Annotated in this window: 29 protein-coding genes, 1 tRNA gene and 1 pseudogene; 16 read left to right on the top strand and 15 right to left on the bottom strand. The window is 71.6% G+C overall.

The genetic code is table 11. The annotated features are described in order from the left end of the window. Positions 1 to 3 precede the first annotated feature (3 nt). Positions 4 to 324, bottom strand: coding sequence for a hypothetical protein (locus tag O7620_RS23685; protein ID WP_278125227.1), 321 nt, complete (start codon positions 322 to 324; stop codon positions 4 to 6). A 2-nt stretch (positions 325 to 326) separates the two neighbouring features. Continuing rightward, positions 327 to 653, bottom strand: coding sequence for a hypothetical protein (locus O7620_RS23680; protein WP_278125226.1), 327 nt, complete (start codon positions 651 to 653; stop codon positions 327 to 329). Here O7620_RS23680 and O7620_RS23675 point away from each other — a divergent pair. The 9 genes and pseudogenes from O7620_RS23675 to O7620_RS23635 all read left to right on the top strand — a co-directional run. Next, positions 553 to 1,587 (top strand): annotated as a pseudogene (locus O7620_RS23675) (APC family permease); the annotation flags it as partial. The gene O7620_RS23680 and the pseudogene O7620_RS23675 overlap by 101 nt on opposite strands. Continuing rightward, the gene (locus O7620_RS23670; protein ID WP_278125224.1) at positions 1,584 to 2,597 is read left to right on the top strand and encodes an acetamidase/formamidase family protein; all 1,014 of its coding nucleotides are present in this window, start codon (positions 1,584 to 1,586) and stop codon (positions 2,595 to 2,597) included. The pseudogene O7620_RS23675 and the gene O7620_RS23670, both read left to right, overlap by 4 nt. Before the next feature lie 10 nt (positions 2,598 to 2,607). Beyond that, the gene (locus tag O7620_RS23665) at positions 2,608 to 3,285 is read left to right on the top strand and encodes a GPP34 family phosphoprotein (protein WP_278125222.1); all 678 of its coding nucleotides are present in this window, start codon (positions 2,608 to 2,610) and stop codon (positions 3,283 to 3,285) included. A 353-nt stretch (positions 3,286 to 3,638) separates the two neighbouring features. Then, positions 3,639 to 4,286, top strand: a complete 648-nt coding sequence (locus tag O7620_RS23660) for a hypothetical protein (RefSeq protein ID WP_278125221.1) — start codon at positions 3,639 to 3,641, stop codon at positions 4,284 to 4,286. Between the two features lie 36 nt (positions 4,287 to 4,322). Continuing rightward, the gene (locus tag O7620_RS23655; protein WP_278125220.1) at positions 4,323 to 4,949 is read left to right on the top strand and encodes a GNAT family N-acetyltransferase; all 627 of its coding nucleotides are present in this window, start codon (positions 4,323 to 4,325) and stop codon (positions 4,947 to 4,949) included. 73 nt (positions 4,950 to 5,022) lie between these two features. Further along, positions 5,023 to 5,097 (top strand) — tRNA-Lys (locus O7620_RS23650). Between the two features lie 268 nt (positions 5,098 to 5,365). Then, complete coding sequence (locus tag O7620_RS23645; RefSeq protein ID WP_278125219.1) at positions 5,366 to 5,857, top strand: winged helix-turn-helix domain-containing protein; 492 nt, start codon at positions 5,366 to 5,368, stop codon at positions 5,855 to 5,857. Positions 5,858 to 6,014: 157 nt separating this feature from the next. Further along, positions 6,015 to 6,443: a transposase gene (locus O7620_RS23640; protein ID WP_278125218.1), complete on the top strand. Its 429-nt coding sequence runs from the start codon at positions 6,015 to 6,017 to the stop codon at positions 6,441 to 6,443. Positions 6,444 to 6,782: 339 nt separating this feature from the next. Then, a complete protein-coding gene (locus O7620_RS23635) occupies positions 6,783 to 7,865 on the top strand; it encodes an NAD-dependent epimerase/dehydratase family protein (protein WP_278125217.1) in 1,083 nt (360 codons plus the stop codon). Here the strand turns inward: O7620_RS23635 and O7620_RS23630 are convergent. From O7620_RS23630 to O7620_RS23595, 8 genes are all read right to left on the bottom strand, one after another. Further along, positions 7,859 to 9,043, bottom strand: coding sequence for a hypothetical protein (locus tag O7620_RS23630; protein WP_278127124.1), 1,185 nt, complete (start codon positions 9,041 to 9,043; stop codon positions 7,859 to 7,861). The two genes, O7620_RS23635 and O7620_RS23630, sit on opposite strands and share 7 nt — an antisense overlap. Before the next feature lie 87 nt (positions 9,044 to 9,130). After that, on the bottom strand, positions 9,131 to 9,880 hold the full coding sequence (locus O7620_RS23625; protein ID WP_278125216.1) for a ZIP family zinc transporter: 750 nt from the start codon (positions 9,878 to 9,880) through the stop codon (positions 9,131 to 9,133). Between the two features lie 42 nt (positions 9,881 to 9,922). Then, complete coding sequence (locus O7620_RS23620; protein ID WP_278125214.1) at positions 9,923 to 11,113, bottom strand: GNAT family N-acetyltransferase; 1,191 nt, start codon at positions 11,111 to 11,113, stop codon at positions 9,923 to 9,925. Positions 11,114 to 11,162: 49 nt separating this feature from the next. Beyond that, the gene (locus O7620_RS23615) at positions 11,163 to 11,855 is read right to left on the bottom strand and encodes a hypothetical protein (RefSeq protein WP_278125213.1); all 693 of its coding nucleotides are present in this window, start codon (positions 11,853 to 11,855) and stop codon (positions 11,163 to 11,165) included. Beyond that, positions 11,852 to 12,694 carry an ATP-binding cassette domain-containing protein gene (locus O7620_RS23610; protein ID WP_278125212.1) on the bottom strand — a complete coding sequence of 281 codons (843 nt, stop codon included), beginning with the start codon at positions 12,692 to 12,694 and terminating at the stop codon, positions 11,852 to 11,854. Before O7620_RS23610 ends, O7620_RS23615 begins: the two co-directional genes overlap by 4 nt. Further along, complete coding sequence (locus O7620_RS23605; RefSeq protein ID WP_151492765.1) at positions 12,691 to 13,029, bottom strand: PadR family transcriptional regulator; 339 nt, start codon at positions 13,027 to 13,029, stop codon at positions 12,691 to 12,693. The genes O7620_RS23610 and O7620_RS23605 overlap by 4 nt, the downstream gene beginning before the upstream one ends. A 92-nt stretch (positions 13,030 to 13,121) precedes the next feature. Continuing rightward, complete coding sequence (locus O7620_RS23600) at positions 13,122 to 13,841, bottom strand: PP2C family serine/threonine-protein phosphatase (protein WP_151492764.1); 720 nt, start codon at positions 13,839 to 13,841, stop codon at positions 13,122 to 13,124. A gap of 110 nt (positions 13,842 to 13,951) precedes the next feature. Further along, entirely contained in the window at positions 13,952 to 14,512 is a 561-nt protein-coding gene (locus O7620_RS23595; protein WP_278125209.1) for an XRE family transcriptional regulator, read from the bottom strand. Between the two features lie 57 nt (positions 14,513 to 14,569). On the opposite strand from O7620_RS23595, the gene O7620_RS23590 reads away from it, so the two are divergent. After that, on the top strand, positions 14,570 to 15,838 hold the full coding sequence (locus O7620_RS23590; RefSeq protein WP_278125207.1) for a benzoate/H(+) symporter BenE family transporter: 1,269 nt from the start codon (positions 14,570 to 14,572) through the stop codon (positions 15,836 to 15,838). 41 nt (positions 15,839 to 15,879) lie between these two features. On the opposite strand, the gene O7620_RS23585 is transcribed toward O7620_RS23590, so the two are convergent. The 4 genes from O7620_RS23585 to O7620_RS23570 form a co-directional block, all read right to left on the bottom strand. Continuing rightward, on the bottom strand, positions 15,880 to 16,251 hold the full coding sequence (locus O7620_RS23585; RefSeq protein WP_278125205.1) for a hypothetical protein: 372 nt from the start codon (positions 16,249 to 16,251) through the stop codon (positions 15,880 to 15,882). Between the two features lie 59 nt (positions 16,252 to 16,310). Further along, positions 16,311 to 16,562 carry a hypothetical protein gene (locus O7620_RS23580; protein ID WP_139587082.1) on the bottom strand — a complete coding sequence of 84 codons (252 nt, stop codon included), beginning with the start codon at positions 16,560 to 16,562 and terminating at the stop codon, positions 16,311 to 16,313. An 81-nt stretch (positions 16,563 to 16,643) separates the two neighbouring features. Then, positions 16,644 to 17,102 carry a large conductance mechanosensitive channel protein MscL gene (gene mscL / locus O7620_RS23575; RefSeq protein WP_278125202.1) on the bottom strand — a complete coding sequence of 153 codons (459 nt, stop codon included), beginning with the start codon at positions 17,100 to 17,102 and terminating at the stop codon, positions 16,644 to 16,646. Between the two features lie 39 nt (positions 17,103 to 17,141). Continuing rightward, complete coding sequence (locus O7620_RS23570) at positions 17,142 to 17,822, bottom strand: FadR/GntR family transcriptional regulator (protein WP_278127123.1); 681 nt, start codon at positions 17,820 to 17,822, stop codon at positions 17,142 to 17,144. An 86-nt stretch (positions 17,823 to 17,908) separates the two neighbouring features. Between O7620_RS23570 and O7620_RS23565 the strand changes: the two genes are divergently transcribed. After that, positions 17,909 to 19,183, top strand: coding sequence for an MFS transporter (locus O7620_RS23565; protein WP_278125200.1), 1,275 nt, complete (start codon positions 17,909 to 17,911; stop codon positions 19,181 to 19,183). Positions 19,184 to 19,196: 13 nt separating this feature from the next. Here the strand turns inward: O7620_RS23565 and O7620_RS23560 are convergent, their stop codons facing one another. Beyond that, positions 19,197 to 19,553 (bottom strand): STAS domain-containing protein, encoded by a 357-nt coding sequence (locus O7620_RS23560; RefSeq protein WP_151492618.1) that lies wholly within the window; start codon positions 19,551 to 19,553, stop codon positions 19,197 to 19,199. A 165-nt stretch (positions 19,554 to 19,718) separates the two neighbouring features. Between O7620_RS23560 and O7620_RS23555 the strand changes: the two genes are divergently transcribed. From O7620_RS23555 to O7620_RS23535, 5 genes are read left to right on the top strand one after another with little or no spacing between them, the layout of a single operon-like run. Next, complete coding sequence (locus O7620_RS23555) at positions 19,719 to 20,579, top strand: STAS domain-containing protein (protein WP_278125198.1); 861 nt, start codon at positions 19,719 to 19,721, stop codon at positions 20,577 to 20,579. Continuing rightward, the gene (locus O7620_RS23550; protein ID WP_151492616.1) at positions 20,579 to 20,989 is read left to right on the top strand and encodes an STAS domain-containing protein; all 411 of its coding nucleotides are present in this window, start codon (positions 20,579 to 20,581) and stop codon (positions 20,987 to 20,989) included. The genes O7620_RS23555 and O7620_RS23550 overlap by 1 nt, the downstream gene beginning before the upstream one ends. Continuing rightward, positions 20,986 to 21,405: an ATP-binding protein gene (locus tag O7620_RS23545; RefSeq protein ID WP_151492614.1), complete on the top strand. Its 420-nt coding sequence runs from the start codon at positions 20,986 to 20,988 to the stop codon at positions 21,403 to 21,405. Before O7620_RS23550 ends, O7620_RS23545 begins: the two co-directional genes overlap by 4 nt. Continuing rightward, on the top strand, positions 21,393 to 22,415 hold the full coding sequence (locus O7620_RS23540; protein WP_278125196.1) for a SpoIIE family protein phosphatase: 1,023 nt from the start codon (positions 21,393 to 21,395) through the stop codon (positions 22,413 to 22,415). Before O7620_RS23545 ends, O7620_RS23540 begins: the two co-directional genes overlap by 13 nt. Further along, positions 22,412 to 23,773, top strand: coding sequence for a sensor histidine kinase (locus tag O7620_RS23535; RefSeq protein WP_278125194.1), 1,362 nt, complete (start codon positions 22,412 to 22,414; stop codon positions 23,771 to 23,773). Before O7620_RS23540 ends, O7620_RS23535 begins: the two co-directional genes overlap by 4 nt. Positions 23,774 to 23,777: the final 4 nt, after the last annotated feature.

Genomic DNA, 23,777 nt, shown 5'->3' with positions numbered 1-23,777 from the left:
TCGTCAGCCCAACTTCGAGGCCAGTGCACCGAACTGGCCGGTCAGGTCCTCCTCGACGGCCATCAGGTCTTCCGCCAGTGCCATGAGGTCCTCGCCGCTGCTCTGGTACTCGTCGGCCATCGCGGCGTAGCACTGCACCAGGTATCCGGAGACAACCGGAAACGAGAGGCCGATCAGGGTGCCGAGCATGTCGCCACCCCACGGCTCGCCAAAGCTCTTCAGCCGGGCGTCGAGCGTCTCGAGTGCGCCAGCCAGCCGGTCACCCACGTCGACAAGCCGACTGCCTGCCGCCTGGACGTGATCCGGATCGATTTCCATCGACATCGTCAATCCACCGGCCGGGCTGCCCGGGCCTGGGCTGAGGTGAGCGCGCTCAGGAACGATTGCATTTGGCGCACCGATTGCTGCTGGACGTCTTCGAGCCGTTCGAGCAGCACTGCCGGGTTCGGAGCGTCCGGTGCTTCGGCGACCATTCGGGCTTGCAGGTCGTCGAGGGCCGCGTTGACGGCGAGCGTCATCTGTTCGGCGAGGTAGGCGCTACCCTGCCGCAGCGCCACGGTCCCGGCGGTGCCGGTGTGGCTGTGGCTGCTCGGTTTCGTCGCAGTGAACACGATCGTTAACTCGGTGGGGATCCGCATGACGGCGGCCGTCACCCGGGTGATGCTCGTCGGCGAGCTGATCGTCCTGGCGGTCTTCTTGGCCCTCGCCGGCTGGGCACTCGCCTCGGGTAGGGGCCGATTCAGCTGGGACGCCTTCTACAACGCCGACACGTTCACCTGGTCGGTGGTGGCGGGGGCGGTGTCGCTCGCGGTGCTGTCCTTCCTTGGCTTCGACGGGATCTCCATGCTGGCGGAGGAGACCAAGGGCGGCTCCCGTCAGATCGGCCGGGCCATGGCGGCCGTCCTGATCCTGGCGGGGGTGCTGTTCATTGCGCAGACGTGGCTGGCGGCGATGCTCGTCCCCGACCCCGGCACCCTCGTTGCGGAGGGTGATCCGAACGGCACTGCCTTCTATGACGCCGCCGCCGTGGCTGGTGGGAGTTGGCTGGCGACGGTGTGCGCGGTGGCTACGGCGATTGCGTGGGGGTTGCCGAACTCGATGGTCGCGCAGGTTGCAACGTCTCGGCTGCTGTACGCGATGGCCCGCGACCGGCAGCTGCCCGGGTTCCTGGCGAAGGTGTCGATCCGCCGGAACGTGCCGATCAACGCGACGCTACTCACCGGCGCGGTGTCCCTGGCGCTGGGCCTGTACATGGCGACCCGTGCGGATGGGATCACGCTGCTGTCGTCGTTGATCAACTTCGGGGCGATGGTCGCGTTCCTGGTCCTGCATGTCTCCGTGGTGGTGCATCACCTCATCCGGGAGCGCAGTGGGAACTGGTGGGCGCACCTGGTCATGCCCGGCATTGGCTTCGCCATCTTGGTGTGGGTGGTCGTCAACGCCAACATCGCCGCCCAGCGCCTCGGCCTGGCCTGGCTCACCCTTGGCGTCATCGTCCTGGCCGGCCTGTACCTGTCCGGCCGCCGCCCTGCCCTGTCGGGGTTGGCACCCGTGCAGCCGCAGGCGCGTCACGTGGAGCGGGTGTGACCGGCATGGACACGTTCACCTACCGGCCGGCTCGGGATGAGCTGGCGTACACCTTCGGCGGTCGGATGCCGGTGGCGCATGTGCGCGGCGGTGATGTTCTCACCGTCGTGACGGAGGACTGCTTCGGTGGTCTCGTGAGGGGGCCGGCGGACCTGCCGTCGCAGGTATGCCGCATGCCGTACCTCAACCCGGTGTCCGGGCCGTTCTTCGTCGAGGACGCCGAACCTGGCGATACGCTCGCCGTCCACCTCGCCGCTATCGTCCCGGCCCGGGACTGGGGTGTGTCGTCGACGTTCCCGCACTTCGGGGCACTGACCTCCACCTCCCACACCGCCACTCTGCAGCCGCCGCTGGATGAGCGGGTGTGGGTGTACGGCATCGACCGGCAGGCCGGGACCATCCGGTTCGAGGCCACACGCAGCGACCACAGCGTTGACCTGCCGCTGGACCCGATGATCGGCACGATCGGTATCGCCCCCGGCGGGTTCGAAGCCCGCTCCACCCTCGTGCCCGACACCCACGGCGGGAACCTCGACACCCCGCACCTACGCGCCGGCACCACCCTCTACCTCGGGGTGAATGTCCACGGGGCGATGCTCGCGCTCGGCGACGGACACGCCCGCCAGGGCGAGGGCGAGGCCTGCGGCGTCGGCGTGGAGATCGCCACGACCACCACCCTCGCCATCGACGTCATCAAAGGCGTCACCACACGGTGGCCGCGGTTGGAGACCGACCGGGACATCCTGACGATCGGGTGCGCGAGGCCCCTGGAGGACGCCTACCGCATCGCCCAGCACGACCTTGTCGGCTGGGCCAGCGCCCTGACCGGCCTGGAAACCCTGGACGCCTACCAGCTCGTGTCGCAGGCGGGGCGGGCACCGATCGGCAATGTGTGCGACCCCAACTACACCGTCCTCGCCGCCATCGACAAAACCCTGCTCCCCGCTCCTGGCCCCGCGTATGGCGGGGCACACGAGCGGCTGCGGCGACTCACCGCCGGGCTGCGGTAGGAGCCCCGCGATGACCGCGTCGATCCCGCGCCTGCCACTGCGCGACGACCTGTTCCTCCTCGGCCACGACGACGACACCGGACACCCCCACGTGCACCGGCAAACCCTCGCCCTCGGGCTCGCCGGCGCGGTCCTGATCGACCTGTACCTGGCCGGGCGGGTGACCCTCGACCCGAACGACGACACCCGCCCGGCCAACCACCAACGGATCCACCCGCACATCGACCGGCCAGTAGGGGACCTGATCGCCGACGCCGCGACCGCCACCATCCGCCACACCCACCCACCCCTGCGCGGGTGGTTGCGCGGGTTCTCCGACGACCTCTACGACCGCACCCGCGCCGGACTCGTCGCCGGCGGGATCCTGCGCCAGCACACTCGACGGCGCCTCGGCGGCCTCGTGCGCACCGACACCTACCTCGCCACCGACAGCAAATGGGCCGTCGTGGCCCGTTCCCGCCTGCGCTACCTCGCCGCCGGCCGCGAACAACCCGACAACCACACCGCCGCCCTCGCCGGCCTCGTCGCCGACCTCGGCCTCACCAGCCACCTCTACCTCGACGACGACATCACCACCCTGACCAGCCGCTTGAAGGCCATCGCCGGGCAGCACTACCAGCCAGTACGCGACATCACCGCCGCCGTGGACGCCGCCGTGGGGGACCTCGCTACGGCCGCCTACCGCTAGCCCAATTCACCTCACCTCGAGAAAGCTGACCGTGAACAACCTGCCCCACGTGCGACCCGCGACCGAGACGCCCCCACCCGCTGGGTCGGCGAGCCGCGAAGGTCACTGCCGCCGTCTGCGCGCTTGGCCTCCTCGCCACCGCCACAGCTATCCCGAACTGGACGGGCGTCGCCGGTCCAGCCCAATCCCCACCCTCGCCCTCCAGCACCGCCGCGTCCCGGTCGGCCGTGTCGCCGTGTCTGTCACCCGCCGCCCTCACCGCAGCACAGCTCAAGGCACGCGCAGAGCAGAGACTCGACCTGTCGCCGACGCATCTGTCGGAGTCGACCTCGGCGCGGCAGGCTCTGGAAGCGGTGACGGTTGGGCCGTCCGGCTGCGACGCCATTCCGGGCCGGTTCGCCTACATCCACCTGATGCAATGGGCCACGGACACCACGATCGCCGGCAACAGCACCACCACGCGGATCGTGCTGTTCGAAGAGCAACGCTGGCGCACCGACGACGCCTCCGGACGCGTCATCCGCAGCCGGTACCCCACCGATCAGCGGCCCACCGACGACAGCACCTACAAGCCCGGCGAGCTGGACGGACCCATCGGACCGATCGCCACCGACCCGGTAGCGCTCAGCGCGCACATCGACGCCACCCAGCCCCGGTTCCTCGGACCCACCGCCGTCATCCGCGACCTCGTCAGCCTGCTCGGCTGGCGTACTCCCAACCAAGCCGCCCGCACCGCGGTCCTCACCGTCCTGAGCGACACCCCCGGAATCGCGTACCACGGCTCGGTGACCGACCGCGCAGGCCGAACCGGCATCGGCGTCAGCGCCACCTCCAACGCCATCCGCTTCCTGCTGATCCTCAACCCCACCACCGGCGAACTACTCGCCTACGAAAGAACCGCACTCGCACCACCACCGGGCAGCGACCGAACCGGCCCCCTGGTTGACGACTACCACCTGTTCCTCGTCCACGCCCATGCCACCAGCAGCGGCAACTCCTGACCTGCGCGACCGACAAGATCGAGGGGAAATCTCGCCATGGACGCTGTAACGCGCATCCGCGCCGCCCGGTGGGCGGACAAAGACCATGTCGCCGCACTGATCGCCGACGCACTGCATCCCAGCCCTCTCGCCACATGGCTGATCCCCGACCCAGGCCCACGCCGCCGGATCCTCACCGACGTCCTCGGCATCTGGATCGAACACGCCATGTTCTACGGCGACATCCACCTCACTGACGACGCCGCCACTGTCGGCTTCCACCGATACCGCAGCATCCCGCCACCGGCGAACTATCAGATGCGGCTAGCTGACGCGGCAGGCCCGCACACCGGCCGCTTCGACATTCTCGATCGGTTGCTCGCCAAGGCGCGACCCACCGAGCCCCACTACGAGCTGGCGTTTCTCGCGGTACGGCCCAGCAGCACAGGTGCCGGCTACGGCACCGCCATGCTCGCCCACCACCGCAGCCGCCTCGACCACGTAGGCCTGCCGTCCTGGACCAGCACCACCACCGCCAGTGACCTCTACAGCCGGCACGGCTACGCACCCTGTCCCCCGATCATCCTGCCGGACGGTCCAACCCTGCACCCGATGCGCCGCAACCCCGAGGCAGACGGCGATCGGCGGGAGGGTATCGCCGCTCACGCGTCACGGCGGGCGTAGATCAGCATCGCTCGTCTGGACCGGGGGCGGACATCAACCCGGCCCCAGGTGGTCGGGTAGCCTGAAGCGCAGCGGGCCGTTAGCTCAATGGCAGAGCTGAGGACTTTTAATCCTTAGGTTCTGGGTTCGAGTCCCAGGCGGCCCACCATATAAGCGTTCTGCTCAGTCATCCGGCGGGTGATCAGCGCGAACCGCATGAGGGCTAGGACCTTGCTGCCAGCCCTTGCTGAGCCCGCAGCGGCGCAGTCCGCCGCCCCCGCCCGGTCACCAAGCGCAGCATCTCCCATTCCTGACCTGCCGCGCTACCGACGGGCGACAAGCCCAGCTTGCGCTACAGATCTTGAAAGGTCAGGTTTGTCCACTGTGGGTCGGCGTGTCGGCGTGATCTTCGCGGGTCGGGGGCGTAGGCCGGAGGGATGAGGTATCCCGACGGAGGTGGGCTGTCCGAGCGAGGGCGGGTGAAGCGTGAGGCGGTGCGGCGGCAAGCGGCCGGGTGGTTCGCGCAGGACGTGCCGGTTGCGGAGGTCGCCCGGCGGTTGCGGGTGTCGCAGACAGCGGTGTACGGCTGGCGGAAGCGGTGGCGTGCCGAAGGTGAGGCCGGGTTGGCGTCGAAAGGGCCGAGCGGTTCCCGCTGCCGCCTGGACGCCGGCCGGCTGCGGCGCCTGGCCGATGCCCTGGATGAGGGGCCAGCCGCGCACGGGTTCGGCGAGGACCAGCGGTGGACCCTGGCGCGGGTGTCGGATCTGATCGCTCGGATGTTCCGCACCCGGTACACGCTGCGCGGCACCTCGTATTTGCTGCATCGCATCGGCTGGTCGGTGCAGGTTCCGTCGCACCGGCCCGTCGAGCGTGACGAGGAGGCGATCGCGACGTGGCGGCGGGAGGTGTGGCCGGCGGGAAAACGGTAGCGGCGCAGCGCGACGCGTGGATCTGCTTCGAGGACGAGGCCGGTCAGACGCTGCGCCCACCGAAGGCCCGCACCTGGGGCCGACGCGGCGAAACTCCGGTGATTCCGTTGTCAGGTAAGGGGGTTCTGGCCGGGTCTCGATCGCGGGGCTGGTCTGCGTGAAACCGGGCCGACGCAGCCGGTTGATCTACCGAACGATCACCCACCGCGGCCGCAAGAACGAACGACGCAGCTTCGCCGAAACCGATTACATCGCCCTGCTCGACGCAGCCCACCAGCAGCTCGGCGGTCCGATCGTGCTCGTCTGGGACAACCTCAATACCCACATCAGCGCCGCGATGCGGCAGATGATCAACGGCCGGGACTGGCTACACGTGATTCGTCTGCCGGCCTACGCCCCCGACCTCAACCCCACCGAGCAGGTGTGGTCACACCTCAAACACAGCATCGGCAACCTCGCCGTCCGCGGCGTCGATCATCTCCAGGCGATCGTCAAGAACCGACTCAAACGCATCCAGTACCGGGCCGACCTGCTCGACAGCTTCCTCGCCCACACCGGCCTGACCCTCGAACCCGACTCAACCTAACCATTCAAGATCTGTAGCGGCCCGCGCGCTCAGGTTACCTGACAGTGAGCGCCGCCGACTCTCGGCTTCCGGCCGGGCCGTCGATGCCTGCCGCCGGACGACCGGCACCCCACTCGATCATCACTAGCTCGACCCACTGGCGGTGTCCAGAGCGCTGGAGGCCCCCAGGTCGGGGTATGGAGCCCGGCACAAGTGCTTGATCGACTCGTGCTCCTGGAAAGTGGGGTGTCGGGGCGCGGTGGGATGGCCCGGAATCCTTGAAGGCGAGTCGATCAAGGGCCGGCGCCGCGGGCAGCGGCGGGGCGGTTGAGGTGGTGCTGGGCGGGTACGGGGTCGGGCATGCGGATCGTGGTGGTGGGGGCGAGCGGCAACGTCGGTACGGCGGTGTTGCGCAGGCTGCGCCGGGAGCGGGGGGTGGAGCTGGCCGGGGTGGCTCGGCGGTTGCCCGGCCCGGACGCCGGTACGCCGTACGACCAGGTGGAGTGGCACTCGTGTGACATCGGCGCGCCGACTGCCCCACCCCAGCTCGCCGAGATCTTCGCCGGCGCGGACGCGGTGGTGCACCTGGCCTGGCAGATCCAGCCCAGTCATGATCAGCGGGTGCTGCGCCGCACCAACGTCGACGGCAGCCGGGCGGTGTTCGACGCGGTGGTGCGGGCCGGGGTGCCGGCGCTGGTGTACGCGTCGTCGGTCGGCACGTACGCGCCGGGCCCGAAGGATCACCCGATCAGCGAGCGGTGGCCGGCGACCGGTGTGTCCGGCTCGTCGTACAGCGAGCACAAGGCCGAGGTGGAGGCGTTGCTCGACGGGCTGGAGGGGGAGCATCCCGCGGTGCGGGTGGTGCGGCTGCGGCCGGGGCTGATCTTCCAGCGGGCCGCCGGTGTGGAGATCACCCGCTATTTTCTGGGTCCTTTCGCGCCGGTACGGCTGCTGCGCTTCGGCCGGATTCCGCTGGTGCCGACGAACCGCCGGCTGCGGATGCAGGCGGTGCACGCCGACGATGTGGCTGACGCGTACGCCAGGGCGGTTTTGGGTGATGCGCGCGGCGCCTTCAATCTCGCCGCGGACCCGGTGCTGACCCCGGAGCTGGTGGCCCGGCACTTCCACGGTTGGACGGTGCCGGTCGCGGCGCCGGTGCTGCGGGTGGCGGCGGCCCTGACCTGGCGGGCGCGGCTGCAACCGGTCGACGCGGGCTGGGTGGAGCTGGGCCTGAACGCGCCGCTGATGTCCAGTGAGCGGGCGGAGAGCGAGCTGGGGTGGGTGCCCCGGATCGACGCGCTCACCGCGCTCAAGGAACTCATCGTCGGCATGGCCGGCGGCGACCACACCGCGAGCCCGCCCTTGTCGGGCGCGCCCACCCTGCCGGGTCGCCCGGAGGGCCTCCTCGAAGCACGCCCCCCGGGCCAGGGAAATCCCTACTGAGGCTTGGTGCCGATGACCGTGGGGTTCTGGGCGCCCAGAAAGAAGATGCCGGGGTAGCCGCGGGTCTCGAACTTTCCGCTCGGGTTGCGGCGCAGGGTCGAGTTCTCGATCCGCATCGTGCCGGTGCGGTTGTTGCTCACGAAGAAGATCGCGCCGCCACCCTCGTTGGCCTTGTTGCTCTCGATGACGGTGCCGGCGATCCGTACGGTGAACTCGTTGCCGTCGCAGTAGATCGCGCCGCCGCTGCCGCCGCCGGGCGTACCCGACTTGGCCGGGTTGGCGCCGCTGCCGATCGCCTCGTTGTTCTTCAGCACACTGTTCAGTACCACCCACGACACGCCGATGCTGCTCAGCGCCCCGCCGTTGGAGCAGGAGCCGCCGTCGAAGGTGCTGCTGACCACGTACACCGGCTTGTTGTCGTACTGGCTGAGCACCCGGACGGCCGCGCCGCCCAGGTCGGGGCCGGTGCGGTCGCAGCGGTTGCGGACGAAGCGCGAGTTGACCACCGTCAACCGCCCGCCGCGTACGAAGATCGCGCCACCGCCGCCACCCTCGGCCTTGTCGCCGGTGGAGTTGCCGTCGGCGAAGGTCAGGTTCTGCACGGTGAGCTGCGGGTGGTCCTGGTTCTGGCAGTGCGAGGTGGTCCAGCCCTGGGCCTCGTCGCAGGTGTTCATGTAGAGGATGCGGCGCTGCCCCTGACCGCTGAGCGTGACCGTGCCGCCGCCGTCGAGGACGACCTTCGGCCCGTTGGCGTTGCGGACCTTCGCGGTGGCCGCCATCGTGATCGTCACCGGTGCCGGTCCACAGTTGAACGTGATGATGCCGCCGGCCGCGACGGCCTTCACGACCGCCGCGGAGGTGCAGCTCGCCGGGGTGCCGGTGCCGACGGTCCGGGTCGGCTTCGAGGTGTCCACCGCGCGTGCCTCGGCGGGCACGGTGGCCTTGCCGTTCGGGTTGCCGGCCGCGAGCGCCTTCGCGGCGGGCTTCGGGCTCGCGCTGGCCCCGGGGCCGCCGAGGCCGTCGCGGCCCGCCGGTACGACGCCCTGGTCGCCGGTCGCCAGGGCCTGCGGCGAGGCGGGCGAGCCGGCCTCGAAGGCGGGCGCCGGATCGTCGGACGCGCAGGCGGGCAGGGTCGCGGTAGCGACACCGAGGACGAGCAGAGCGGCAAGCGACGTCATGCGCACCCCGTGATGCTAGGAGCCGTGACGGCGTCGCGACGAATCCGCCGTGCCGGTTTAATGCCTCGCTAAGGCTGGTCGGGTCACTCAGGCGTGGGAGAGGGCGAAGGCGGTCAGGAAACCGGCGACCGTGATGAGACCGACCAGCAGGTGGGCGTCCTCGAACGCCTCCGGGACCATGGTGTCGGTGATCATGGCGAGGATCGCCCCGGCGGCCAACGCCGTGATGCTGGCCAGCACCTCCGGCGGTGCGCCACCCAGCAGGGTGTTGCCGACCAGCGCCGCGACGCCGCTGATCAGCGCGATCCCCGTCCAGAGCAGGAACACGTACCGTCGGGTCCGGCCGGCCTGGCGCATGCCGGCCGCGCTGGACAGCCCCTCCGGGATGTTGCTGAGGAACACCGCCACCACCGTGACCAGGCTGACCGCGCCGCCGCTGAGCAGGCTGGCGCCGATCACCACCGATTCCGGTACGCCGTCGAGCAGCGCACCCACCGCGATCGCCGTGCCGGAGCCGGGCTTCTCACCCTCGGAGGGCTGGCGGGCGCCGGAGCGTTTCCGGTTACGGGCGCCGCGCCGGGCCAGGGCTACGTTGGCGAGGGTGTACGCGCTCGCGCCGCCGGCCGCACCGAGCACGGTGGGCAGCATCCCGCCCTGGTCGTGCGCGACCTCGATCAGCTCGTACGACACCGCGGAGAGCAGCACCCCCGCGCCGAACGCCATGACCGACGCGATGAGCGTCTGCGGCACGCGCGCGAACCAGCCGACCGCCGCCCCGACCAACAGGGCCGACCCGGCCAGCAATCCCCATCCGCCCGCCTGCAACCACTCCGGCATTCCGGGGACCGTACCCGGTGGGGCACGAGCGGCAAACCGTGCTCAGAAGTCGGCGAACAGGTACGGCACTTCGCGCGGGAAGATGCTGCGCAGTTCGGCGGCCGCGTCCGGCTGGACCTCGCCCAGCCCTCGCAACGGCAGCTCGGCCGGGTCCAGCACCCCGTACGCGAGGGCGGAGAGCCCGGCGGCGGTGAGCGTGGCGGACGGCACCCGGGCGCTGCCGTCGGTGACCACGTCGAGGGTGCCGCTCGTGCCGTCCAGCAGGTGGGTGCCGGCCAGCCACCGGTCCCCGGTCAGCTCGACGCGTACCCGGCCCGGCCCGACGGGCAGCCCACTCAGCGCGTCCAGCGACAGCAGCCGGGCCATCGGGGCGGACGAGCCGGGCCGGCCCGCCCGCGCCTCGACGCGCACGTCCAGGTCGGTGAGCCACAGCTCGGGCAGCTCGTCGGGCGGGACCTGGAGGCTGACCCGCTCGACCTGGTCGACGTGCCGGGCGAGGAACTGCAACAGCAACGTCCGGGCGAGCGGATCGGTGGCGAGCAGTTCGTTGCCGAGCAGGGTGCCGCCGTAGTCGTCGATCCGGTACGTGATCGCGCCGGTGACCGCGCCATCCACCCGGGCGGTGAGCAGCCAGTGTTCGTCCCGGTCGCGCAACCCGACCGCCCGGTAGTCGGGGAAGACCGAGAAGCCGTGCCGTTGCTCAAGGCAGCGCTCGGTGAACGCGCGCCACGTCGGGTAGCCGGCGGCGATCCGCTCCCAGCCCACCTCGCCGGGCAGCTCGGCGCGCAGCAGCGACCCCAGATCCGCCGGGGTGAAGGTGACCGTGCGCGGCTTGGGCAGCCCGACGTAGCCGAACCGGGCGTAGAAGCTGGGCCGGAACGGATAGAGGGCGCTGAGCGGACGCCCCTCGTCGCGCATCTCGTCGAGCAGCCGGTGCAGCAGCGTCCGGACATGCCCCTGCCGGCGGGCCAGCGGATGGGTGGCCACCCCGGCGACGCCGGCCATCGGCAGCACCACCCCGCGGAGGTTCTGCCGCATTCCAATGGCCGACACGGCGGCCAGCGTGGCCCCGTCCTCCTCGATGACGAGCGTCGTGTTGCCCTGGTGGTAGGGCAGGTAGTCGCGGAAGTGCTCGACCCGGGCGGCACCGAGCGGCGACGACTCGAACGCGTACGCGGCCAGCGGAAAACTGGTGGTGAGACGGTCGTCGGCGGTCACCCGGCGGATGGTCATCCGCCCATCTCAACCCGCCGCGCAGGTCCGAGCAACCGAATTGACCGGATCAGCCGACGGGCAGGTGGCGCAGGTGCCGGCGGCGGCGCAGCCGGACACTCGCCACGGCGGCCACGCTGAGCACCAGCAGGGCGGTGACGGCGAACCCGTGCAGCACGCCCCGGGTGAGGTAACCCTCGTCGGTGTGATCCACCGACCAGGTGGCGATCTCCCGGCTCGACCAGAACGGCGTCAGCTTCGCACCCGACCCGGCCGGGTCGATCAGCATCTGCACGGTCACCACGGTCAGCAGCAGCAGCGTTCCCTCCAAATCGCGGGGCAGCAGCGTGCCGATCAGCATCCCGAAGGGCGCCGCCACACCGATCGAGCAGAGCATCGCCGCGGCCAGGCCGCCGTACCGCAGGTCCGCGCCGTCGACCAGGGGAAGCAGGAAGAAGGGTACGGAGATGACGAGCCCCACCGCCCACAGGCCGAGCATCCGACCCAGGTAGAGGTGGTGTGGGCGGTAGCCGGCGAACCGCAACCTCGGCTCCAGCTCCCGGGCCGCCGTGGTGGCGAAGAGCGCGGCGGTGCTCACCGCCCAGCCCACGCCGAGCAGCAGCGACCGTACCGACTGCCCGAGGTAGGCGTCCCGCCGGATCAGGTAGAAGGTCAACGGCATCAACAACAACAGCAGGAGTACGCCCCGACGACGCAACAACTCCCGCAGGGTCATCTCGGCGACGGTGACGAGCCGGTTCACGGACGGCCTCCTCGGACGCCGGGCGCGATCCGCCCGGACGGTTGTGCTGGGGTCAGGTCGAGCACGGTGTCCACCCGGTCGAGCTGGTTGAGCAGGTGGGTCACCACGACGATCGCCGCGCCCTCGTCGCGCAGTCGGCTGAGCTGGTCCCAGAAGTTGACGTAGGTGCCCTGGTCGAAGCCTTGGTACGGCTCGTCGAGCAGCAACACGTCCGGCTCACTGAGCGTGGACATGGTCAGGTTGAGTTTCTGGCGCGTACCGCCGGAGAGGTGCCGGGCCTGCACGTTTCCGCCCGCCTCCCAGCCGAGCTGTCGGGCGGCCGCCCGTCCGGCGCGGCGGGCCGGCCCCCGGGCCACGCCCTGACCGGCGCCGACCAGCACGAAGTGCTCGTCGGCGAGCAGGAAGTCGGCGGTGCCGCCGGACTGTGGGCAGTAGCCGAGTCGCCCGGAGACGGTCACCTCACCGGCGTCGGGTGAGATCAGCCCGGCGCAGATCCGCAGGAAGGTGCTCTTGCCGCAGCCGTTGGCGCCGACCACGGCGGCGATCTGTCCGGCCCGGACGGTCAGCGTCGCGTCGCGCAGCACCGTCTTTCGGCCGTACCGCTTGGTGATGCCGCGGGCGTGCAGCCGGACCGGTCCGGGGCGTGGCCCGGGTGCCGTGCCGATGCTCTCCACGATCGCGCCCGCGTACTGCTGGGGTGGGCCGAAGACGATCCACGGGTCGCCGCCGGAGTCGCGCAGGTGTGTGGCGGCCTCGGCGACCACGTGCCGGGCGGCGTCCACCGCGACCCGGCGGTGGTGCAGCTCGGCCGCGAACGTGCGTAGCCAGTCGTCGTTCACCCGGCAACCCCCTTCGTGACGATGTCGCTCACCGGCCTGACGAACGTGAGCCAGGCGTTGCCTCCGTCGCGCAGCGCGGCCTGCCCGCCCTCGGTCAGCCGGTAGTACTTGCGGGCCGGCCCGGCGGTGCCCTCCCGCCACTGCGCGGTCACCAGACCGGTCTTCTGCAGGCGCAGCAGCACGGGATAGAGCGTGCCGCCCTGGATCGGCCCGACGCCCGCCGCGTCGAGCGCCTGGGCGAGCTGGTAGCCGTAGGACTCGCGTTCGGCCAGCAGGGCCAGGACGCAGATGTCGAGCACCCCCCGCAGCCACTGCCCGCGTCGGTCGGAATCCACCCGCCGGACACTAGCTGCGCAACCTAGATGGCACAACTACCTACTGAGGTCGCCGACCGCCCGCTCCGGCCTGTGTCACGAGCAGGTGGAGGTCAGCGGGCCGTGACGTCGGAGACGACGACGGTGACGTTGTCCGGTGCGCCGGCGTGGTGGGCGAGCTTCACCAACTGCTCGCCGCACTGCTGGCGGTCGGCGTACATGCCCAGCGCCGCGGCGATGGCGTCGTCCTCGACGTAGTCGGAGAGCCCGTCGCTGCACAGCAGCAGCCGGTCGCCGGGGACGACGGTGAGCACACCGACGGCCGGTGGGGTGTCGGCACCCTGCACGGCCCGGGTCACGAGGGAGCGCTGCGGGTGGTGCCGGGCCTGCTCGGGGGAGAGCGTGCCCTGGTCGACCAGCGCCTGCACGAACGTGTCGTCCCGGGTGAGCTGGGTCAACTCCCCGTCCCGCAGCAGGTAGCAGCGGGAGTCACCGACCTGCGCCAGCACCAGCGTCTCCCCGGCGAGCAGCGCCGCCGTCAGTGTCGTACCCATCCCCTCGCGGGTCGGGTCGACGGTGATGGCGGCGTGGATTCGCTGGTTGGCGGTGCTGACGACGGCGCGTAGGGCGTCGGCGGCCCCGTCGGGGTCGGTCGGCGGGGCCAGCTCGTCCAGGATCCGGATCACGATCTCGCTCGCCACCTCGCCCGCGGGCAGCCCGCCCATGCCGTCGGCGACCGCGATCAGGCGGTCACCGGCGAGGGCGGAGTCCTCGTTGTTGGTGCGCACCAAGCCGATGTCGTTGAGGATGACCGAGCGGAGGATCAGCGTCATGGGGTCAAGCTTGCCAAGAACACCCCGCCTTCGTCTCTACGCCTCCTACGTCGGGTCGAGAAATGATTGCGATATCCGCCCGGAGGGGCGGTGCGCCGGCTCGGTCGGGCTCAGCGGCGGGGGTAGCGCAGCAGCAGGCTGGCGGCGACCTCCTCGTCGCCCACCGCCGCGTAGGTGTGCGGCACGTCGGAGACCCAGCGCAGGTGACCGCCGGCCGGGGCGGTCAGCGGCGCGTCCGCCCGGCCGGCGCGCAGCACGCCGGCGAAGACGGTGATGTGTTCGGTGACTCCCGGTTGGTGGGCGGGGGAGAGTTGCGTGACGCCGGGCGCGACCCGCATCCGGTACAGCTCGTAGGTCGCGTCGGTGTCGGAGAACACCTCCAGCAGGGTGGCGGTGACCGCGGTGCCGTGCACGGTCGGCTCGGCCGCCGGTTCCGCCAGCAGGGCGGTGAACGGTACGCCGAGTTGCGCGGTGACCGCCCAGAGCGTCTCCAGGGTCGGGTTGCGGGTGCCGTTCTCCAGGCCGGAGAGGGTGGCCTTACCGACGCCGGCGAGCCGGGCCAGTGTGGACAGCGAGACCCCCCGCTCCTCGCGCAGGGCTCGGACCCGGCGCCCGACGACGGCGGGGTCCACGTCGAGGCCCGGGCGGCGGGCTGGTGGTGGGTGCGGCACCCGGCTATCGTGCTACACGCAGTCGTTCCGTAAACGGAACAGTCGGGAGGGGTGGGGATGGCCGGGCGCACACAACCGGTACTGGCCGGTGTGGTGACCGCGCTGGTGGGCTTCGCCAGTTCGTTCACCGTCGTGCTGGCCGGGCTCCGGGCGGCCGGCGCGTCGGACGCGCAGGCGGCCTCCGGTCTGCTCGCCCTCTGCGTGGCGTGCGGGCTCGCCGCCGCCTGGCTGGGCTGGCGACACCGGATACCGATGAGCGTGGCCTGGTCCACGCCGGGCGCGGCGCTGCTGGTGGCGACCGGGTCACCGCCGGGCGGATGGCCGGTCGCGGTGGGTGCGTTCCTCGTCTCCGGCCTGCTGATCGTCGCGGCCGGGCTCTTCCCACCGCTCGGCCGGGCGGTGGCCGCCATTCCCAAGCCGGTCGCCGGCGCGATGCTCGCCGGGGTGCTGTTACCGCTGTGCACCGCCCCGGTCCGCGCGCTCGTCGAGCTGCCCACGGTGGCCGGACCGGTGGTGGCCGGCTGGCTGCTGCTGCACCGCTTCGCCCGCCGCTGGGCGGTGCCCGGCGCGCTGCTCGTGGCGGTGGCGGCGATCGCGCTGACCTCGCCGCCGACCGGTCTGAGCGGCGCCGCGCTGATCCCGTCGATCACGCTGACCGCGCCGGCCTGGAACGCGTCCGCGCTGATCGGGCTCGCCCTGCCGCTGTTCCTGGTCACCATGGCCGCGCAGAACGTGCCCGGCATGGCCGTGCTGGTCGGCTACGGCTACCGGCCGCCGTTCGGTGCCGCGCTGCGGGCCACCGGCCTGGCCAGCCTGCTCGCCGCCCCGGCCGGCGGGCACGCGGTGAACCTCGCGGCGATCACCGCCGCGCTGGCCGCCGGCCCGGACGCCCACCCGGACCCGGACCGCCGGTGGGTCGCCTCGGTCACCGCCGGCGTCGGACTGGCCCTGCTCGGGCTGGGCGCCGGCGTGGCCACCGCGCTGGTCGCGGTCGCCCCACCCATCCTTATCGAGGCGGTCGCCGGACTGGCCCTGCTCGGCGCCCTCGCCACCGCGCTCGCGTCGGCGGTCACCGACCCGGCGACCCGGGAGGCCGCCGTGGTCACCTTCGTGGTGACCGCCTCCGGCGTGACGCTGATCGGCGTGGGCGGCGCGTTCTGGGGCCTGGTCGCCGGGTGCCTGATGCTGCTGCTCTTCCGCCGCCGCTCAGCCGCGACGCCGGACCGGTCCGTCCCGGTCGTCGAGCCGTCCGTGGCCGACTCCGACCCGGTCGCCGATCGGGCTGCGGAGGGCGACAGCGATGGCGTCGGCGCACGCGTCGGCTGAGGCGGAGGGGCGGTGAACGCGAAGGCGGGGTTGGGCGGGGGTTACTCCTGCGGGGGCAGCTCGGCCACGCCGACGGCGAGGCGTACCCGGCCGTCGGCCACCGAACCGATCCGGTCGGCCGGCACGTACACCGCGCCGGTGCGGGTCAGCTCGGTGGAGACCTTCAGGTAGCCGGTGTGCAGCAGCCGCGCCGCCAGATCGGCCGGCACATCCGGCTCCTCGACCGCCGTCGACTCGATCAGCTCGTCCAGGCTGCTGCCCGGATCGGCGGTCGGCGCCTGCACGGTCACCGCGTTCGGGTCGCCGCGCTGGACGAGGTCCACGGTCCCGACCTCGGTGCCCGCGGAGTCGATCACCGGCATCCCGGTGGTGATCCGCGAGATGGTCGCCTGCTGCTCGTCCTGCTGGTCCATCCCAACGCGGTTCCCGGGGCGGTACGCCGTTAAACGCGCCGCCGACCCGCCCGCCCCACTCAGCTGTTCGGGAGGGTCCAGCTGCCCGGCGGGCGCGGGGACAACTCCCGCCAGGTGTCCGTGCCGTCAAGGAGAGCCCGGACCGTCTCCTCGGCCTCGTCCGCACTGCCGTACTCGTAGAAGCGGGAGATGCCCTCGGCACCGCCGGCCCGCTGCTCGACGTGCCACCGGTCGGCGTCCACCCGCAGGAAGACGTCCCGTCGGGCCAGCCGCCCCCACTTCCCGTTCCACCAGTGCTTTCGCTGCTCCATGGCGGGACTCTATCGAACACACGTACGAGAAGATGCGGCCCCTGCGGGATTCCCGCAGGGGCCGATGTGCATCTGTCCGGGTCAGCGCGGCGCCGGGGGTTCGGTGCGGCGGCCCAGCACGTCGTCCAGTGCCCCGCGCTGCTGGCCGGGGGTGGTGTGGCCGGCGGAGACCAGCGCGTCCCGAATCTCGGTGAGCAGCTTGACCTCCTCGCTCGGCGCGGCCGGTGGCGGCTCCTCGCCCCGCTGCCGCCGCTCGGCCAGCTTGTTCATCGGGAACACCACGAAGAAGTAGAGCACCGCCGCGGTGAGCAGGAAGGTGATCAGGGCGTTGATGAACGCCGCCCAGTCGAAGACCTGGTCGTTGAGAGTCCACGTCCCGGCCGAGAGGCTGGTGCCCCCGCCGATCGCCTTGATCAGTGGTTCGAGGAACGACTTGGTGAGCTGGGTGACCACGCCCGTGAACGCGGCGCCGATGACGACACCGACCGCCAGGTCGACGACGTTGCCGCGCATGATGAAGTCTTTGAAGCCCTTGAGCATCCGTACTCCCGAGGTGTCCGGTTTTCCGTCCGGCACAACCTATGCCTCAGGGGCGGGCTCCAGAAACGCGCCGGCTTCGATCGCCGCCCGGTCGGGCTCGCCGGCCCGGATCGCCTCGACCAGTCGGGTGTGGTCGACGTAGCGCTCCGGAGTGAGCGCGTCGCCCATCGCGTGGGCGACGGTGCTGCGCAGGGCGGTGCCGACCGAGGCGTACAGCTCGGCGAGCATGGCGTTGTGCGCGGCGGCGACCACCGCCGTGTGCAGGGCCGCGTCGGCCTCGACGAACGCGTCAACCCGGCCGCCGCGCCAGGCGGCCTCGCGGTCGGCGAGCGCGCCGTCGAGCGCCGCCAGGTCGGCCGGGGTACGCCTCAGCGCGGCGAGCCGGGCGGCCTCCACCTCGAAGGCGCGTCGTACCTCGATGACCTCGGTCATCCGGTCGTCGCCGAGCCGGCGGGCCACCACCGGCGCCAGTTCGTCGGTGGACACCACGTACGTGCCGGAGCCCTGCCGGCACTCCAGCACCCCGGCGTGCACCAGGGCGCGGACCGCCTCCCGGACCGTGTTGCGCCCCACGCCGAGCGCGGCGACGAGCTGTGGCTCGGTGGGGATCCGAGCGCCGACCGGCCACTCACCGCCCAGGATCCGGGCCCGGAGCTGCTCGATCGTCTGGCGGACACGGTGACCGCGCGGCGGCACGGCGGGCTGGCCGCGGGGCGGCACCGGCGGCGCGGAGGGGAAATCAACCGACGGTGGCACTGGTTACATCACCGGTCCCAAATTCATCCCATGATTGTAGGTTAGAGGCCATGACCCCGCCACCCACCGCCGCTCCGGCCCTGCCCGCACCCGCCGCCGTCGACACCCGCCCGGCGCGCGACCCCGCGGGCCGTCGGACGCACCCGGCGACCGGTGGCGCACTCGTGCTGGCCGGGATGCTGCTGGTCGCGCTCAACCTGCGCGCCGTGGTGACGAGCCTCGGCGCCCTGCTCGACGAGGTCCGCGACGGGCTGGGCCTCTCCGGCGCCATGGCCGGTCTGGTCACCACCCTGCCGACCATCGCGTTCGCCGGCCTCGGCGCGCTCACCCCGTGGCTGGTCCGCCGGGTGGCACCCGCCCGGGTGTTGGTGGTCGCCATGCTCGCCCTGGTCGCCGGTCAGGTGCTCCGGGCCGCCACCGACTCGGCCTGGATCTTCGTGCTGACCAGCGCGCTGGCGCTGGCCGGCATCGCGGTCTCCAACATCCTGCTGCCGATGCTCGTCAAGCAGCACTTCCCGCAGCGCACCGGCCTGGTCACCGGGGCGTACACGATGGCGTTGACCCTGGGGACGACGGTGGCCGCGGCCTCCGCGGTGCCGATCGCACACGCCTTCGGATCCTGGCGGGCCGGGCTGGGCGTCTGGGCCGCGATGGCCGCGGTGGCCGTACTCCCGTGGGTGCCGCTGGCGCTGCGGACCCGGGCGGGCGGGCGGCGGGCGACCCCGACGGGAGCCGCCGTGCCGACGCGGGTGCGGCCGGCGCGGACCCGCCTGGGGTGGGCGATGGCCATCTACTTCGGGGCGCAGTCGCTCAGCGGGTACGCGATCATGGGTTGGTTGGCCCAGCTGTTCCGCGACGCCGGCTACCAGCCGGAGTCGGCCGGGCTGCTGCTCGCCGGGGTGACCGCGCTCGGTGTGCCGATCGCGCTGCTGATGCCCACCGTGGCCGGCCGGTTGACCAGCCTGCGACCGCTGGTGCTCGGGCTGACCACCGCGTCGACCCTGGCCTACCTGGGGTTGGCCATCGCCCCGAACGGCCCCGCGCTGCTCTGGGTGACCCTGCTGGCGATCGGCCAGGGCGCGTTCCCGATGATCCTGACCGCCATCGGCCTGCGTGCCCGCACCGCCGAGGGGACCGTCGCGCTCTCCGCGTTCGCGCAGAGCACCGGGTACGTGATCGCCGCCCTCGGCCCGCTGTCGGTCGGCATCCTCTACGAGATCACCGGCGGCTGGACCGCGCCGATCGGGTTCCTGCTGGCCGCGCTCGCCGTCCAGACGGCGGCGGGCATGGCCATCGCCCGTCCCCGCTACGTCGAGGACGAGTAGGTCGAAACGGTGGTCAGGAGGACGCCGGTGTCGGTTCGCCGGCGACGGCCTCGTCCACCGTCGGATAGGTGTGCAGCACCTCGACGAGCCCGCTCACCTCGAGGATGCGCAGCACGCCCCGCTGCGGAGCGGCCAACCGCACCACACCGCCGGCCTCGTCACAGCTGTTCTTGGCGCGAACGAACACCGACAAACCGGTCGAGTCGCAGAACGAGACGTTCGCCAGGTCGAACACCAGCCGGTTACGGCCCTTGTCGAGCAGGTCGGTGATCTGGTCCTGCAACTGCGGTGCGGTTGCCATGTCCAGCTCGCCCGCGACCGACACGACGACCACGTCGCCGCGTTGTTCCGTGTGCACCGTCAAGGACATGTGGCAGACCTCCTGTTATCGGGGGAACGGTATCCCACGACCGGCGTCGTACGCAGAAGGGGAGCCGGCATCCGGTGGCCATCGTCATTCCGTTGCTACGGGGCAAGTAGTTCGACAGTCCCCGGTGATAGAGTCCGCCCGGTCCAGGTCGAGGGGGGTTTCGTAATGGCGTTGAACGCCGAGGAAAGTGGTCGGCTCGCCGCACTGCTCGGCGGACACGCCGAACAGGTCACGGCTCGGTGGACCGAGATCGTCACCGGTTCGTTGCGTGGACGCCTGAGTCAGGCCGAGTTGCGCCGGCAGGTCCAGGATCTGCACCGTGCCGTCGTCGCCAGCGGCGAGCAGGGCGCCATCGACCTGTCCGCCGAGAACTCCGCCGAACTGCGCGCCGCGCTCTCCGAGCTGTCCCGTGGTCGGGCCCGGCAGGGCTTCTCCGCCACCGAGACCACGATCAGCGTCTTCGCGCTCAAGGACGTGCTGGCCGAGCTGCTCCAGGACGGCGGCGGGGCCAACGCCCTGCACGACTACATCGCCTTTTCCAAGCTCGTCGACGAGCTGGGCCTGTTCACCTTCGAGAGCTTCGTCCGCACCCGCGAGAGCCTCATCGCCGACCAGGCCGAGCAACTGCTCGAGCTGTCCACGCCGGTGGTCAAGCTCTGGGAGGGCGTGGTCGCCGTCCCGCTGGTCGGCACACTGGACTCGGCGCGCGCCCAGGTGGTCATGGAGCGTCTGCTGCAGACCCTGGTCGACACCGGGTCGCCGTACGCGATCATCGACATCACCGGCGTGCCGGCGGTGGACACCCAGGTCGCCCAGCACATCCTGAAGACCGTGGTGGCCGCCCGGCTGATGGGCGCCGACTGCATCATCTCCGGCATCCGGCCGCAGATCGCCCAGACCATCGTCGCGCTCGGCATCGAGTTCGGCGACATCGCCACCAAGGCGAGCCTCGCCGACGCGCTGCGTCACGTGCTGCGGCTCACCGGGGTGGAGACCGCCCGCCGCCAGCCACGCCGGGACATCTGATGGAACGCGTTCCGATCCTCAAGATCGGCGACATCCTGCTGGTCTCCATCCAGCTCGACATGTCCGACCAGACCGCGGTCCAGCTCCAGGACGACCTCGCCGAGCGGATCGTCGCCACCGGCTGCCACGGCGTCATCATCGACATCACCGCCCTGGACATCGTCGACTCCTTCGTCGGTCGGATGCTGTCCACCATCGCGTCGATCTCCAAGGTGCTCGACGCGGAGACGGTGGTCGTCGGGATGCGTCCCGCCGTCGCCATCACCCTTGTCGAACTGGGGCTGTCCCTGAACGGCATCCGTACCGCGCTGAACGTCGAACGCGGCATGGAGCTGATCGCGGCGGCCCGCGCCGACGAGCTCGAATACCAGCTCGACGACGATCCGGACGCCGAGACGGCCATCCCGTGACCGCGGGCGTCGACCTGGGCCACCCGCAGGCACAGGCGATCCAGAGCGACGAGGACGTGGTGCGCGTCCGGCAGCTGGTCCGTGCCGTGGCGGTGGCGGTCAAGCTGTCCCTCGTCGACCAGACCAAGGTGGTCACCGCGGCGAGCGAACTCGCCCGCAACACCCTGGTGTACGGCGGTGGCGGCTCGGTCGAGGTGACAACCGTGGACAACGGCCGACGCATGGGCGTACGGATCGTCTTCGCCGACTCCGGCCCGGGCATCGCCGACCTCGACCTGGCCTTCACCGACGGCTACACCACCGGCGGTGGGCTGGGCCTCGGCCTCAGCGGCGCCCGCCGGCTGGTCGACGAATTCGAGATCGAGACGTCCGCGGAGGCCGGCACCCGTATCACGGTGACCAAGTGGTCCCGGTGAACGGGGACGCGGTCACCGACAGCGGCATCTGGTTCAGGGTGGAGGCCGGCAGCGCCGCCAGCGCCGTCCGGCGCGCCGCCGAACGCCTCGGCGCGCAGGTCGAGATGGGTGAGGCACGCATCGCCGACCTCGCCATCGTCGCCGCCGAGCTGACCAGCAACCTGGTCAAGCACGCCGACGAGGGTGTCCTGCTGCTCCGGCCGGTACGCCGCGCTGGTGAGGCGGGCGTGGAGCTGGTGGCCATCGACTCCGGCCCCGGCATGGCCGACCTGACCGTCTCGTCCCAGGACGGGCACTCCACGACCGGCACCCTCGGCATCGGCCTCGGCGCGATCGTCCGCCAGGCCAGCTGGTTCGACGGATACTCGCTGCCCGGCCGGGGCACCGTCCTCGCCGTGCAGGTCTGGCCGGCCACACCAGCCCGACCCTCCTGGGCCGGCGCCCTCACCCGGCCGATCACCGGCGAAACGGTCAGCGGCGACGGGTACGCCGTCCGGGTCGCCGACGGGCGGCACCAGGTGCTGGTCAGCGACGGCCTGGGGCACGGCCCACTGGCCGCCGGTGCCACCGACGCGGCGCTGGCCGCGTTCCGTAACGCCCCGGCCGGCCCGCCGGCGGCGGTGGTCGGTCACCTGCACCGGGGCATGTCGCACACCCGCGGCGCCGCGCTCGCGGTCGCCGAACTGGACCCGGAGGCCGGCGTGCTGCACTACGCCGGTCTGGGCAACATCGCCGGCGTGGTCGCCGACGGCGACGGCCAGCGCCGGGGGCTCGTGTCGCTGCCCGGCATCGCCGGGCACCAACGGCCGACGATCCGGGAGTACGACTACCCGTTCGGGCCGGGCGCCCGGCTGGTGATGCACAGCGACGGGGTGGTCGACCGCTGGCGGTTGACCGACTACCCGGGCCTCGCCGAGCGGTCACCACTGGTCATGGCGGCAACCCTCTTGCGGGACGCCGGGGTGCGACGCGACGACGCCTGCGTACTGGTCGCGAGGTCCTGGGCATGACCGCGGAGCCGGCCGCGCTGCCGCTGCTGCAGATGGCGCTGCGGGTCGAGCAGGACATCTTCGTGATCCGCCAGCGTGGCCGCGAGGTGGCCGCGGTGGTCGGCCTCGAACACCAGGACCAGGTCCGGATCGCCACCGCGCTCAGTGAGGTCGCCCGCGATCTGCTGCGGACGGCCGGTGGTGCGGACGTCTCGTTCCACATCGATCCGGGCGCCGACGGCCGGTTCCGCCTCCGCGCCGACCTGGCCCCGGTGACCCCGCTGCCCGACGGCCGGTACGAGCCGCAGTCCGGCGCGGTGTCCCGACTGGTCGACACACTGAGCGTGTCGACCGTCGAGGGGGTTACGGTCGTGAGGATGTCCCGACGAGTCCCGGCCAACGCGCCGACGCCGACCCCGGAGCGGCTCGCCGAGTTCCGCACCGAACTCGGCCGTACCGCGCCGGCCACCGCGCTGGAGGAGTTGACCGTCCAGAACGGGCAGCTCATCGCGGCGCTCGACGAGGTGCGCAGCCAGCGCGACGAGCTGGCCGTGCTCAACGACGAGCTGGCCGAGACCAACCGCGGTGTGCTGGCGCTCTACAACCAGCTGACCGAGGAGTTGGAGGAAACCAACCGGGGCGTCGTCGCCCTCTACGCGGAGCTGGACGAGAAGTCGGCCCAGCTGCGCGCGGCGAGCGAATCGAAGAGCCGGTTCCTCGCCAACGTGAGCCACGAGCTGCGCGCCCCGGTCACCGCGATCATCGGGTTGGGTCGGCTGCTCTCCGACTCGTCGTCCGACCCGCTCACCGCCGAACAGGCCCGCCAGGTCGGCCTGATCCGCTCGTCGGCGGAGGACCTGCTCGGGCTGGTCAACGAACTACTGGACCTGGCCAAGGCCGAGTCCGGCCGGATCGAGCCGGACTGGGCGGACGTCGACCTGCGTCCGGTCTTCGGCCAACTGCGCGGCACGTTGCGCGCGCTGGCCACCCGCCCCGGTGTGGAACTCGTGGTGGAGGAGCTGGCCGCGCCGGCCGTGCTGCGCACCGACGAGGTGCTGCTCGGTCAGGTGCTGCGCAACCTGCTGCACAACGGGCTGAAGTTCACCGAGCGCGGCGAGGTGCGGCTGCGGGCCCGGCAGCGCGACGACCGCTGGAACTTCGAGGTCAGCGACACCGGTCCGGGCATCGCGCCGGACCTACAGGAACGGATCTTCGAGGAGTTCTACCAGGTGCCCGGCGCCACCCGCGTCGGCGGCACCGGTCTCGGTCTGCCGTACGCCCGGCGACTGGTGACGCTGCTCGGTGGGACACTGCACCTGGCCAGCGAACCGGGCCGGGGCAGTACGTTCACCGTCTCCCTGCCCACCGGAGGAGCGTGACGGT

It is taken from the genome of Micromonospora sp. WMMD710 (genome assembly GCF_029626045.1).
GTDB lineage: Bacteria > Actinomycetota > Actinomycetes > Mycobacteriales > Micromonosporaceae > Micromonospora.
This window is presented reverse-complemented; position numbering and strand designations above follow the sequence as displayed.